Annotated in this window: 11 protein-coding genes and 1 tRNA gene; 6 read left to right on the forward strand and 6 right to left on the reverse strand. The window is 65.9% G+C overall.

Features of this window, described 5'->3' with window-relative positions; all coding sequences use genetic code 11:
- The first annotated feature begins 159 nt into the window (after window positions 1–159).
- Window positions 160–873, forward strand: a complete 714-nt coding sequence (locus FB468_RS08990) for a LuxR C-terminal-related transcriptional regulator (RefSeq protein WP_170219686.1) — start codon at window positions 160–162, stop codon at window positions 871–873.
- Here the strand turns inward: FB468_RS08990 and FB468_RS08995 are convergent.
- The 4 genes from FB468_RS08995 to FB468_RS09010 all read right to left on the reverse strand — a co-directional run bounded on the left by FB468_RS08995 (window position 870) and on the right by FB468_RS09010 (window position 3,232).
- Window positions 870–1,988, reverse strand: coding sequence for an acyltransferase family protein (locus FB468_RS08995; RefSeq protein WP_141887043.1), 1,119 nt, complete (start codon window positions 1,986–1,988; stop codon window positions 870–872). The two genes, FB468_RS08990 and FB468_RS08995, sit on opposite strands and share 4 nt — an antisense overlap.
- Window positions 1,989–1,990: 2 nt before the next feature.
- Complete coding sequence (nusG, locus tag FB468_RS09000; protein ID WP_141887044.1) at window positions 1,991–2,803, reverse strand: transcription termination/antitermination protein NusG; 813 nt, start codon at window positions 2,801–2,803, stop codon at window positions 1,991–1,993.
- A gap of 45 nt (window positions 2,804–2,848) precedes the next feature.
- Window positions 2,849–3,118 carry a preprotein translocase subunit SecE gene (secE, locus tag FB468_RS09005; protein WP_141887045.1) on the reverse strand — a complete coding sequence of 90 codons (270 nt, stop codon included), beginning with the start codon at window positions 3,116–3,118 and terminating at the stop codon, window positions 2,849–2,851.
- A 38-nt stretch (window positions 3,119–3,156) separates the two neighbouring features.
- Window positions 3,157–3,232, reverse strand: a tRNA-Trp gene (locus tag FB468_RS09010).
- Between the two features lie 199 nt (window positions 3,233–3,431).
- On the opposite strand from FB468_RS09010, the gene FB468_RS09015 reads away from it, so the two are divergent.
- Window positions 3,432–4,634 carry a pyridoxal phosphate-dependent aminotransferase gene (locus tag FB468_RS09015; RefSeq protein ID WP_141887046.1) on the forward strand — a complete coding sequence of 401 codons (1,203 nt, stop codon included), beginning with the start codon at window positions 3,432–3,434 and terminating at the stop codon, window positions 4,632–4,634.
- 98 nt (window positions 4,635–4,732) lie between these two features.
- On the opposite strand, the gene manA is transcribed toward FB468_RS09015, so the two are convergent.
- Window positions 4,733–6,013, reverse strand: coding sequence for a mannose-6-phosphate isomerase, class I (manA, locus tag FB468_RS09020; RefSeq protein WP_246055823.1), 1,281 nt, complete (start codon window positions 6,011–6,013; stop codon window positions 4,733–4,735).
- 37 nt (window positions 6,014–6,050) lie between these two features.
- Between manA and FB468_RS09025 the strand changes: the two genes are divergently transcribed.
- The 4 genes from FB468_RS09025 (at window position 6,051) to FB468_RS09040 (ending at window position 11,823) form a co-directional block, all read left to right on the forward strand.
- Window positions 6,051–7,436, forward strand: coding sequence for an O-antigen ligase family protein (locus FB468_RS09025; RefSeq protein ID WP_141887047.1), 1,386 nt, complete (start codon window positions 6,051–6,053; stop codon window positions 7,434–7,436).
- Between the two features lie 86 nt (window positions 7,437–7,522).
- Window positions 7,523–7,879 carry a hypothetical protein gene (locus tag FB468_RS09030; protein WP_141887048.1) on the forward strand — a complete coding sequence of 119 codons (357 nt, stop codon included), beginning with the start codon at window positions 7,523–7,525 and terminating at the stop codon, window positions 7,877–7,879.
- 70 nt (window positions 7,880–7,949) lie between these two features.
- Window positions 7,950–10,145 carry an acyltransferase family protein gene (locus FB468_RS09035; RefSeq protein WP_170219687.1) on the forward strand — a complete coding sequence of 732 codons (2,196 nt, stop codon included), beginning with the start codon at window positions 7,950–7,952 and terminating at the stop codon, window positions 10,143–10,145.
- A gap of 148 nt (window positions 10,146–10,293) precedes the next feature.
- Window positions 10,294–11,823 (forward strand): alanine/glycine:cation symporter family protein, encoded by a 1,530-nt coding sequence (locus tag FB468_RS09040; RefSeq protein WP_141887050.1) that lies wholly within the window; start codon window positions 10,294–10,296, stop codon window positions 11,821–11,823.
- Window positions 11,824–11,890: 67 nt separating this feature from the next.
- On the opposite strand, the gene glf is transcribed toward FB468_RS09040, so the two are convergent.
- The gene (gene glf / locus FB468_RS09045; protein ID WP_141887051.1) at window positions 11,891–13,030 is read right to left on the reverse strand and encodes a UDP-galactopyranose mutase; all 1,140 of its coding nucleotides are present in this window, start codon (window positions 13,028–13,030) and stop codon (window positions 11,891–11,893) included.
- Window positions 13,031–13,084: the final 54 nt, after the last annotated feature.

Here is a 13,084-nt window from a genome sequence, read left to right on the forward strand (position 1 = left end):
GTGGCACAGGGTCAGAAGACCCGCCAAGGTCGGAAACACGTCACCTCTTGGCGGGGGTGCGCCACGGGCGAGTTGCGGCCGCAACTGCCTAGAATGGAGGCAGGGGCGCACCCGTGGTGGCGCGACGCAGCGCTCGGGGCCCCGGAAGGACAGCGCACCGTGAACGTTGCACAACTCACCAGTCGCCTTGAGGCGCTGCTTCGGGAGGCCAGCGAGGCACCCGGGCCGCGGGATGAGAATCCGCTGACGCTCGGCAGCGAGGTTCGCTCGTCCGCGGAGCTCCGCACGCTGTTTGTCGCGCTCGGCGCGCAGGCGAAGCAGACGCTCGACGTGCTGGGCGCCGCACCGGCAGCGGCATTCGCGCACTGGGATGCGCTGCCACCGCTGCGCGCGGCGAGCCCGGTACGTGTCAGGCGGGTGCTCTCGCCGACCGAAGACGGCACTCCCTCAGAGGACGCGCTGCGCTTCTCGGAGCTCGCCTCGATGCACCTCGTCGTGCGCGACGGTGCCGAGGCCCTCCTCGCCGTTCCGACGAGCGCGGAGAACGCGGAGAGCGACGCTGTCCTCGCGATCCATGCGACGCACCCCGCGCTCGTCGACTACCTCATGGTGGTGTTCGAGAGCGCGTGGGCCCACGCGCTGCCGCAGGCGCACGCGCTCCCGGGCAGGCTCGGCGACGGGTTTTCGCACGAGGAGCTTGAACTGCTCGACCAACTGCTGCTCGGCCTCACGGACTCGAGCATCGCCCGCGCGCTCGGTGTCAGCGTCCGCACCGTGCAGCGGCGCGCGCAGGCGCTCCAGCGCCGCCTGGGCGTGAGCCGCAGGTTTCAGCTCGGCATGCGGGTCGGGCTCGACGGGTTCCCCGCGCGCTAGCGGGTCGGGGCTTCGCTTCGCCCAAACATCCAGTCGAGCTTCGGTTCGACGATCGGCCGGAAGACCACCGAGACCGGCTTGGTAGAGAGCAGCACTGCGATACCTGCGGCGATCGCCGTAAGCAGCACGATGCCGAGCCAGCCGAGGGCCCCGATCGAATCGACGACGCCCGACTCGCGCAGCGCCCACACGACGACCCCGTGCAGCAGGTAGACGTAGAGGGTGCGTGCGCCCCACACTGTCGCGATCGAGTGCTTCCTCGAGATCACCACGAGCAGGGCGAACGTCATCGCCGCTGCGAGAGCGATGAGGATCGCGCCGACCAGGATCCCGCTCGCGGCGAGCCCAAACCAGCCGCCGGCGTCGTTCGCATTCCAGCCGCCGATCGGCGCCTTCGCGAACATCCAAGCGTAGCTGTCGCGGTGCGTGAGCCACCGATCGATGCGCCAGAACCCGCGGAACCCGCCCGGAAGCAGCGCTACGGCAGCGATCGCCGCGGCGACGCCCGCGAGGAGCGCCCAGGCGCTAACGCGAAGCCCGCGCGACGGCCGCTCAAACCAGGCCCCCGAGAGCCAGCCCCGCTCGCGCGCGAGCCACGCGCCGACAAAGAAGGGCAGGAACGCGAGCGTACGGGCAGCCGAGAAGTTCACGCCAATGGCGGGGAGCAGCGGGGCGATGAGCGCGAGCCCCGTCGCGAGCGCGAGCGGGTGCCTAAATCTCGCGATGTAGGGAAGCAGGATCCGCATCGTCGCAAGCGTCACCAGGAACCACAGCGTCCAGGCAGGGCTCACCAGGAAGCTCTGACTGAGTTTCTTGCCCTCGACGACGCCGTGCAGCAGCGCCCAAATGCCTTCCCAGGCGCCCCAGACGACGAGCAACTGCACGGTCGAGGCTATCGCCTTCGGAGTCACCTCCGGCTTCGAAAACAGCCCGGAGAGCGCAATCATCGCGGGCATGTGAAACAGGTAGATGTACGCGTACAACCCGAAACCGAGCTCGGTGTCGGTGCGCACCGTCGAGATCAGGTGGCCGATCACGACGAGCACAATAAGCGCAAAACGCGCGTTGTCCCAGAGGGCGACGCGCGTTTTAGCGGGTGATGCTTGAGTAGCCAGGGCTAGACCATCTTCGTGACCTGGTCGAAGCCAAGCTCGACCGGAGTCTCACGCTCGAACAGCGACACCAGAACGGTGAGCTTGCCGGCGGCCGGGTTGATCTCGCTGATCGTGCCGGGAAGGCCCTCGAACGAGCCCGACTTAATGGTGATGGTCTCGCCGATCTCGAAGTCGATCTCGACCTGGCCCATCGCCACGGCAGTCGCGGGGGCCTTGCCCTTTGCGGTCGCTGCGGGCTCGAGCTCGACGGTGCTCTTCAGCATCTCGAAGGCCTCGTTGATGCGCAGCGGCACGGGGTTGTGAGCGTTACCGACGAAGCCGGTCACGCCGGGCGTGTGACGCACGACAGACCAGGTGCTCTCGGTGAGGTTCATGCGGACGAGCACGTAGCCGGGGATCCGCACGCGGGTCACCATCTTGCGCTGGCCGTTCTTGACCTCCATGACCTCTTCCATCGGGACCTGGATCTCGTAGATGTCATCTACGGCGCCCATGACCTCGCGACGGTTCCAGAGGTTCGACTTCACCTTGCGCTCGTAGCCGGCGTAGGTGTGGATAACAAACCACTTGCCCGGGCGGCGGCGCAGGTCCTTCTTGAAAGCCTTGTAGGGGTCTTCAGCGGACTCTGCCGCCTCGCCCTCTTCAGTCGACTCTTCGTCGACGATTGCGTTCGCTGCGGCCTCGGCCTCATCGACCGAATCGATGTCGAGTGCGTCTTCGACTGCCGCGTCGACCTCGGGGTCGGCAACGTTCGCCAGCGCGTCAAGCGCCGCGTCGAGCTCTGACTCGGGTGTGGTGCTGTTCTCGGACGTCATCTCAGTCGTGCCTTCTCGTTCGTTGCGGGTATGGATCGTCTGGGCTTAGCGAAGTGGCGTGCCGAAGACGAAGAGGGTGACGAAGCCGAAGAGCTTGTCGAGTACCCACACCAGCGCCATCATGACGACCACGAAGGCCAGTACGACGAGGGTGAACCGAACGAGCTCTTTGCGAGTCGGGGTAACGACCTTCTTCAGCTCTGAAAAGACTTGCTGAATGAACAGGATGATTCGACCGAAGAAGCCGCGCTTGCGGTCATCCTTCTTCGCTGGCTCGACGTTGCCGCCGTTCTCAGCGAGCTCAGTGCTACTCATCGGTTGTCCTTTCAGTGCCCTGGCCTAACGACCAGGCGTGGCAGGGCGGACAGGACTCGAACCTGCAACCTACGGTTTTGGAGACCGTTGCGCTACCAATTGCGCCACCACCCTAAAAGGTGAGACCCCGCCTTACAAACTGTGCTTTTGGGCACAACCGATAATGGCAGAAGTCAATGCCTAGCTATTACTGTACGCGATCCCGTGGCCCTTGTCGAACTGAGTTTGGTGCAGCCTGCGTGTCGGGTGTGGCGCGGCACCGTTTCCTCCCCGCGAACGCGCGCCGGCATGCGCGCAGGAGTAGGCTTATCGCGTGACCGAAACCAACCGTTTGTCAAAGAAGATCGCCGCTATCGCAGAGTCAGCCACGCTCAAGGTTGACTCGAAGGCAAAGGCTCTCCAAGCCGAAGGCCGCCCCGTCATCAGCTTTGCCGCAGGCGAGCCTGATTTCGCCACCCCAGAGCACATCGTCGAGGCCGCACGCAAGGCGCTCGACGACCCCAAGAACTTCCGGTACACGCCGGCCGTCGGCCTCCCCGCGCTGCGCGAGGCCATTGTCCGCAAGACGAAGCGTGACTCGGGCCTCGACATCACCCCCGCACAGGTGATCGTCACCAACGGTGGCAAGCACGCCGTCTACTCGGCTTTCCAGACGATCCTTGATCCGGGCGACGAGGTCATCCTCCCCGCGCCGTACTGGACGAGCTACTCCGAAGAGATCAAGCTCGCTGACGGCACAGCCGTCGAGGTCTTCGCCGGCGCCGACCAGGGCTACAAGGTCACCGTCGAGCAGCTCGAGGCCGCCCGCACCGACCGCACCAAGGCGCTGCTCTTCTGCTCGCCCTCGAACCCGACGGGCGCCGTTTACACGCCCGAGGAGACGAAGGCGATCGGCGAGTGGGCCCTCGCGAACAACCTCATCGTCGTCTCTGACGAGATCTACCAGAACCTCACCTACGACGGGGTCCGCGCGATCTCGATCGTCGAGGCCGTCCCCGCGCTCGCCGACAACACGATCCTCGTGAACGGCGTCGCGAAGACCTACGCGATGACCGGCTGGCGCATTGGTTGGTTCATCGGCCCGGCAGACCTCGTGAAGGGCGCCGCGAACCTCCAGTCGCACATGACCTCGAACATCAACAACATCGCGCAGATCGCTGCGGCCGCCGCGCTCGACGGCCCGCAGGAGCCGATCGAGGAGATGCGCCAGGCGTTCGAGCGCCGCCGCGGCCTCATCGTCGCCGAGCTCAACAAGGTTCCGGGCTTCCACTGCCCGATGCCCGAGGGCGCGTTCTACGCCTACGTCGACGTGACCGCGGCGCTCGGCCGCGAGATCCGCGGCGTGACGCCGACGACCTCGCTCGAGCTCGCCGACCTCATCCTCTCCGAGGCCGAGGTTGCCGCGGTGCCCGGCGAGGCGTTCGGCCCGTCGGGGTACCTCCGCTTCAGCTACGCACTGGGCGACGAGGCCATTGTCGAGGGCGTTCGCCGCATCCAGGCGCTGCTCTCGGAGTAAGCGTCAAGCGGCGCACTGCACCACGAGCACGACGGTCGGCCCGGGCATTGCCCGGGCCGACCGCGTTTATCGGGGCAGTTTCGACGGCTGGGCCGCCGCTACTCGCCAATGGTGGCGAGGAACACCTCTCCGCTGCCGGTGAGGTGGATCGGCTCACCGGCCGACACGTACAGCGACTGCCCGCGGGCGACGTTTGCCATCTCCGCGAGCTCTGACTCGGGTCGCGACACGAGCACGCGGCCCGCCGTCACGATGAGCACGACCGGTGCGGGGGCTTCAACGACGACCTCGGCGGCAGCGCCCTCGAGGCGCTCCCCGCCCAGCAGCTCGGCGTCGCTGAACGCGCCGCCAGCCCCCAGGTCGTCTTCGTTCTCCACCCGCGCCCTGAAGAGCGTGAAGTCTGGCACCCCGGGCCGCCAGGCGCAGAGCCCCGCCGCGACGCGCTCCCCGCGCATGCGCGGCTCTCCGAGCTCGCTGAAGTGCAGGATCCGCAGCATCTCGGGGATATCGATGTGCTTCTGCGTGAGACCAGCGCGGAGCACGTTGTCAGACGCAGCCATCACCTCAACGGCGATCCCACCGAGGTACGCGTGGAGCTGGCGGGCGCCGAGGTAGACGGCCTCGCCCGGTGCGAGCCGTACGTGATGCAGCAGCAGCGACACGAGCACCCCGGGGTCACCGGGGTAGTGCTGGGCGAGCCCCCGCAGGCACTCGAGTCGGTCGGGGTGGACGGCGGGCTGCGATCCTACGCCGATCGCGTCGACGACCGCGCGCTGCGCCTCCTCAACATCGGCTCCGCCCGAGAACGCCCACCGCATGAACGCCTCGCGGGCCGCCTCCGGTTCCGCGCCGACCAGGCGGTCAGCGGCCTCCCAAAGGATCCCGCCGCCGAGCGGCGCGGCCGCGGCGAGCGCCCGCAGATCCATCACGGTGTCAGCGAGCGAGCGGAACCCGCTGAGCGCGGTCACCTCGCTCAGCGCGACGAGCAGCTCGGGCTTGTGGTTCGGGTCGCGGTAGTTCCGGTTCGGCGCGTCAACGGGCACGCCGGCGGCGTTCTCCGCCGCGAAGCCCTCCGCGGCCTGCGCCTCGTTCGGGTGCACCTGCAGCGACAGCGGAGCCCCGATCGCGAGCACCTTGAGGAGAAACGGCAGCGGGCCGCCGTTCACGCCGTAACGCTCCGGATCCTGCTCGATCAGCTCGATCAGCGTGTGCGGCACCGGCGTCGCCTTCGCGACGCTCGCCGGGCTACCCGGGTGATCGCCGAGCCACAGCTCCGCCTGCGGCTCGCCCGTCGGCTCGTGACCCAGCATCGCGGGCAGTGCGTCCGTTGAGCCCCACGCGTACGCACGCGGGGTGTTCTCGATGAAGATCAGCACCATGCTCCCTGTAGTACCTGGATGCTCTACCATACCGGGTATGGCCAACAGCAAGACAAGACTCGGGGTGAGCGCGTACGCGATCGTCGTGTTTGTCTTCACACTCGCCAGCAACGGCGTACGCAACCTCGTCGGATGGCCGGCCTTCATCGCCCTCGCGGTCGTCATCGCGGCGGTCGGTGGAATCATGTTTCTGCGGATGCGACCAGAGCGGTTCCGCTGGTACCGGCTCCCCGCGCCGATCTATCTCTTCCTCGCGCTCGCGACGCTGTCGATCCTGTGGTCGCAGTACCGGCTCGAGAGCGTGCTCGGCGTCGTCGCGCAGCTACTCACCACGCTTGTCGCGGTCGCGCTCGCGTTCATCCTCACCTGGCACGAGGTGCTGCGCACCCTCGGCACCGCGCTTCGGTACGTCATCGGGCTCTCGTTCGTGTTCGAGATGTGGGTGTCACTGTTCCTGCGGAAGCCGCTGCTGCCGTGGTGGATCGAGCTCACCCCAGAGCAGCAGGAGAAACCCCCGAAACTCCTGTACTGGAGCCGCGACCTCCTGTTCGAGGGCGGGCCCATCCAGGGCCTCGTCGGGAGTTCGACCCTCCTCGGGTTCATCGGCCTCATCGGCCTCATCATTTTCACCATCCAGCTGCGCGCGAAGCTCGTCACGCGCTTCGCCGGCTGGTTCTGGGTCGCGATGTCGCTCGCGACGCTCGCGCTCACCCGCTCCGCGACCGTCACGGTCGCGCTCGTGGCCGTCGTTATCGCGCTCGCGTTCGCGCTGTGGGCCCGCCGTTCGGGGCCGGTGGGGCGCGTTCCGGTCTACATCACCGGCGCCGCCGTGCTCGCGCTGCTCGCCGGGCTGGCGGTGTTCGCGCGCTCGTGGATCTTCTCGCTGCTCGGCAAGAGCAGCGACCTCACGGGCCGCGTCGACACCTGGGATGGCGTGATCAGCCTCGCGCAGCAGCGGCCGTGGTTCGGCTGGGGCTGGATCAGCTACTGGGCGCCCTGGGTTGAGCCCTACAAGTCGCTCGACGTGCAGGGCGGCATCCCCGTCATGAGCGCGCACAACGCGTGGCTCGACGTCTGGCTGCAGCTCGGCCTCATCGGCCTGCTGATCTTCGTGCCGCTCGTCGCGCTCACGCTCTGGCGCGTCTGGTTCCGCGCCGTTGACCAGCCGCGGCGCGGCTTCGGCCCCCCGCTCCCCTACGCAACGAGCGCGCTCTGGCCCTTCCTGCTGATGGTCGCGCTCGTCGTGCAGTCGTTCGCGGAGAGCCGGATGCTTATTGAGAGCGGCTGGCTGCTGCTCATCTTGCTCGCGGTGAAGTCGCGGTTCGACTTCGAACTGCCGTCGCTCGACGCCGAGCCGCAGCGCGTGCCGTGGCGGCAGGTGCCGATTCCGCGCGACCACGCGCCGGCCGTCACCGGGCGGTAGTGGCGCCGGTTGGGCCGCTTGGGCTTTCCGGCGGGTTGGGCCTTCCGGCGGGTTGGGCCTTTGCGGGGCTTGGTAGAATTGGCCCCGTGAACCTCAGCTCTGAGCGCCTGCACAAGCTGCGGGCCGACGCCCGCCTCGAACGCGAGACCATTCTCGAGTATCGGGTGCGCGGCGGCCAGGATCCTGCCGTTGCGTACGAGGAGGTCCCCGAGCTCGACGACTTCGTCGTCGCCGCGCTGCGCGATGAGCTGCTGGAAGACCGCGGACAGCTCGCGGAGTACGGGCTCGCCAGGCTCGCTGCCCAAACTTCAGGCCCCGACGCTGACACTCACCGCGCCAACGCTGATCGCGTCGAATTCGAGCTGCTCCGCGAGATCGCAGACTCGGTGCCCGAGCTCGCTATCGCGGTATGGCGGGCGGCGGGCAAGCTCGACGTGGAGTAGGTGGGCGGCGCCCCTCTGAGCACTGTCTCGTTCTAAGGAACTGCTTTTCGCGCGCTGATAGATTGATTCGGTGAGCACGACTTCAGCACCGGCCAAGGAGCCCTTGGCGCCATCCCGGTCGAAGGTGCGGGGCGACATTCAAGCGCTGCGCGCCGGGGCCGTCGCCCTTGTCGTCGCAAATCACTTGTGGCCTACCCGCCTCACCGGTGGCTTTGTCGGAGTCGACGTCTTCTTTGTAATTTCAGGGTTCCTCATCACTGCCCACCTTCTCGGCGAGATTCGCCACTCAGGCACGGTCTCGCTCCCCAAGTTCTACGCTCGGCGGGCGCGTAGGCTCCTGCCGGCTGCGCTGCTTGTCGGCGTGGTGACGCTCGCTGCGACGCTCGTGTGGATTCCGGCCGAGCGATGGGCTCGGATCGCGCGCGAGGTCTTCGCGTCCGCGGCCTACTTTGAGAACTGGATGCTCACGGCGTCTGCCGTGAACTACTCGGATCGCGGACAAGTGGCAACGCCCGCGCAGCACTACTGGTCATTGTCCGTCGAGGAACAGTTCTACCTGCTGTGGCCGCTCACACTCCTACTTCTAGGGTGGCTACTTGCCCGCAAGTTTTCTGGCCGGATCGCGGGGCGACGGGCCTACCTCGCTCTCGCTATTCTGGTACTCGCGGCGGCCTCACTCGCTTTCTCGCTCTGGCAGACGAGCACCAACCCCTCGGCTTCGTACTTCAACACGTTTGGCCGTGCTTGGGAGTTCATGGTCGGTGCGCTCATCGCCACCCTCATGCCAGCACTCAGCGAGTGGTTCGTTCGTTCCCGGACACTGGCGCTGCGCGGTGTGCTGCAACTCGTCGGGTACTCGATGATCCTCTTCTCTGCCGCGACGTTCTCAGAGGCAACTGCGTTCCCGGGGCCCTGGGCGCTCGTCCCAGTCGTCGGTACCGCACTGGTAATCGCGCTGGGGCCAGAGATACCCCGATGGAGCCCCGCGCGAGTGGCGGACTGGCGCCCGGTAAGGTACCTCGGCGATATCTCCTACTCGCTGTATCTGTGGCACTGGCCCGTTATCGTCATCATGCCGTTCGCTCTCGCGCGAGATGTCGGGACGCTCGACAAACTCGTCATGCTTGCACTCAGCCTCGTGCTCGCAATGCTCACCAAGCGTTTTGTTGAGGACCCGGGCAGAACTAAGCTCTTCGCTGGCGCGCGACCTCGCCGAACCCTCGTAGCAACTCTCGCGTCGGTGGCGAGTGTTGCGCTCATGGCCGGGGGTGTCACCTACGCCGCTTCGGCCATCGAGGCACGCGAAGCAGCACGCATCGACGCGGCCGTGGGGTCGGGGTGCTTCGCCGCCGAGGCACTCTCACCAGGCAACAACTGTGAAGAACCGTTTGGGCCTGCGTTGTTCCCGGCTGGTGCGGAGTCGGACGCCCCCTGGAAGACCGTCGCTCCAGAGTGTGCCACGGTCTCCGAAGACCGTCAGATTCTGGCGCAGGGCAAGCCCTCTTACGTTGAGTGCTCGTTCCCTGATGCCGCCGCTTCCCCGGGCAGCCGGCCCTACACGGTGTGGCTCGTGGGAGATTCGCACGCAGAGCATTGGAAGGCGGCGGTCTTCGATATCGCACGAGGGAACGGTTGGGACGTGCGGGCGACGATGCAGGGCGGATGCCCGACGGTTCCTACGCCACTCGTAACCGCCTTCGGTGAGCCGACCGACCCGGCGAAGCAGGAGTCTTGCGCCTCATGGGTCAGCGAGGTCTCTGAGCGGATTCTCGCAGATCAACCCGATCTTGTGATCGTCTCAAACTTTGCGTCGACCGAGGGCGTCGACGACGGCTCGGGTCGTTCACAACCCGAACAGCTCGCCGACGGCATGTCCACAACGCTGCAGGCGTGGGCTGACGCGGGTTCCGAAGTTGTTGTCATTCGGGACGTGCCCTCAGCTGGAACCCGGCTTGGGGCAAGCTGTGCCGCGCAGAACGGTGACAAGGCACTCGCCTGCACCGCCCCGCAGTCCGAGGTTCTCCCGGCGGACCCTCAGGTCGCCGCGGTCGAACTGCTCGACACGCCGCGCCTACACAGCGTCGACCTCACGGAGTACTTCTGCGTTGATGGGACCTGTTCCGGCATCATCGGGGGCCTTCCTGTCTACTACGACATGGACCACCTCTCGGGCAGCTACTCGCGCTCGCTCGCGCCCGCCCTCGGCGAGAAGCTTGGCGTTGTGCTCAACACCGGCTTTAGGGCACCGATGCCGGTCTCTGAATAGCCTTTCCTCGGCGGTCAGCTCGCCAGGTCAATTGTTCGCATCCTCAACGCTGCTCCTGCACACTGAGGCGGGTTGCTATGTTGGATCCTGTTGAATTCCAATTCTCTGTCCGACTACTACGCAACGACGCGAAAGATGACGGTCCTCTATGACGAACACACTGCAAGAGATACTCGACACGATCGGCGGAGTGATCTGGGGGCCATTCGTCCTCATCCCACTCCTGTTCCTCACCGGCTTGTACCTGACCATCAGGCTCGGCGGCATCCAGTTCCTCAGGCTCGGGGCCGCGCTGAACCTCGGCCTTCTCCGACGCAAGGATCCCGGCGCCCAGGGTGACATCTCGCAGTTCCAGGCGCTCACGACAGCGCTCGCTGCCACGGTCGGCACGGGCAACATCGTGGGCGTCGCGACCGCGATCGGGATCGGGGGGCCAGGCGCGCTCTTCTGGATGTGGATTACGGGCTTGCTTGGCATGGCTTCGAAGTACACCGAGGCATTCCTCGGGGTACGATACCGGCAGGCGGACGCGAAGGGTGAGCGCAACGGTGGGCCCCAGTACTACCTTGAGAAGGGCATCCGCGGGCCGCTCGGTAAGATTCTCGGCTGGTCGTTCACGGTGTTCGCGGTCTTCGCCTGCTTCGGGATCGGCAACCTCACCCAGTCGAACTCAATCGCCGCGAACGTCGAGCATTCGTTCAGCGTTCCCGTCTGGGTGACGGGCCTCGTCCTCACCGCGTTCGCGCTCGTCGTGCTCGTCGGCGGCATCAAGTCGATCGGCAAGGTCACCGCCGGCTTCGTGCCAATCATGATCGTGTTCTACGTCGTCGCGGCACTCTACATCCTCGGCGCGAACATCGGCGAGGTGCCCGCGGCCCTCGCGACCATCTTCCATGACGCGTTCACCGGTACGGCGGCCGCTGGCGGGTTCGCCGGCTCCGTGTTCATCATCGCGGTGCAGTACGGATTCGCACGCGGCATCTTCTCCAACGAGTCGGGCATGGGCTCAGCCGCCATCGCAGCAGCGGCAGCGCAAACGAGCCACCCGGTTCGCCAGGGTCTCGTCTCAATGACGCAGACGTTCATCGACACCATCATCGTGGTCACCATGACCGGCCTTGTCATCGTCACGACGGGCACGTACTCGCAGGTTGACCCTGCGACGAACGAGCAGCTCTCCCCTGCCCTCATGACCGGTCAGGCGTTCTCGCACGGCCTCCCGGGCGAGTGGGGCCACTGGGTCGTAACAATCGGGCTCGTGATGTTCGCCTTCTCGACGATCCTCGGCTGGGCCTACTACGGCGAGCGAAACATCGTGCGCATCTTCGGCCGAAAGATCGCGATCCCGTTCCGCGTGGTCTTCTCGCTCATCGTGTTCGTTGGTGCAACCACCCAGCTCGACATCGCGTGGTCGTTCTCGGACATGATGAACGGGCTCATGGCCATCCCGAACCTCATCGGCCTACTCATCTTGTCGGGCCTCGTCGCCCGGGAGACCCGCGCGTACCTGAAGTTCGACCCAAAGCTCCGGGCAACGCCCGAAGAAATCGAGCGAGCCCTTCGTGATGAGCCCGGATACCAATCTTGGCGCACACGCGAGGCCGAGCTCGATCGTGCTGGCGGACGTGAACCGCAGCGACCCGCGACGCGCACCGTGCAGGTGCCGCTCGAGGAGTAGCCACCACAAGAAAGAGCTGCGGCCCACCCCCACAGGGATGGGCCCAGCTCTTTGCCTAGGCGCGAGGTTAGATGTTGCCGTCGAGCTTGTTGTTCCACATGGAGAGGGCCGAGCCGATCGCCATGTGCATGTCTAGGTACTGGTAGGTGCCGAGGCGACCGCCGAAGAAGACCTGCGGCTCCTGCTCGGTGAGCTCACGGTACTTGAGTAGGCGCTCGCGATCTTCAGGGGTGTTCACGGGGTAGTAGGGCTCATCGTCGCGGGTCGCGAAGCGCGAGTACTCATGCATAATGACGGTCTTATCCGTCGGGTACTCCCGCTCAGGGTGGAAGTGACGGAACTCGTGGATGCGGGTGTACGGCACATCCGACCCCGCGTAGTTCATGACGCTCGTACCTTGGAAGTCACCGACGGGAAGCACCTGCTGCTCGAAATCGAGAGTGCGCCACCCGAGCTCGCCCTCCGCGTAGTCGAAGTAGCGGTCGACCGGGCCCGTGTAGACGACGGGCACCTTGCCGACAACGGCCGCCTTGTTCAGCGGCTGCGACTCATCGAAGAAATCGGTGTTCAGGCGAACCTCAATGTTCGGGTGGTCCGCCATGTTTTCGAGCCACGCGGTGTACCCCTTGACGGGCAGACCCTCGTGGGTGTCGCTGAAGTAGCGGTTGTCGTAGTTGTAGCGCACGGGAAGGCGACTGATGACCTCGGCGGGAAGCTCCGTCGTGGGGGTCTGCCACTGCTTCGAGGTGTAGTCGCGGATGAAGGCCTCGTAGAGCGGGCGCCCGATGAGCGAGATCCCTTTCTCCTCGAGGTTCTGTGCGCTTTTCGTGTCGAACTCACCGGCCTGCTCAGCGATCAGCTCCCGGGCTTCGTCGGGGCTGTAGGCGGCACGGAAGAACTGGTTGATCGTGCCAAGGTTGATCGGCAGCGGGTAAACCTCGCCCCTAAAGTTCGAGTACACCTTGTGCACGTAGCTCGTGAACTCGGTAAAGCGATTCACGTACTCCCACACGGTCTCATTGGAGGTGTGGAAAAGGTGCGCCCCGTAGCGGTGCACCTCAATGCCGGTCTCTGGTTCAGCCTCGGAGTAGGCGTTCCCTCCGATGTGGTCGCGGCGGTCGATGACGACCACCTTCTTGCCTGCGCTCGCGGCGCGTTCGGCAATAGTGAGGCCGAAGAAACCGGAGCCAACTACGAGAAGATCCATGCCTCTAGTCTATGGGAGGCTCACGGCCCCAGCCTCAGGGAAGATAAGGCCGTC

It is taken from the genome of Leucobacter komagatae (assembly GCF_006716085.1).
Lineage (GTDB): Bacteria > Actinomycetota > Actinomycetes > Actinomycetales > Microbacteriaceae > Leucobacter > Leucobacter komagatae.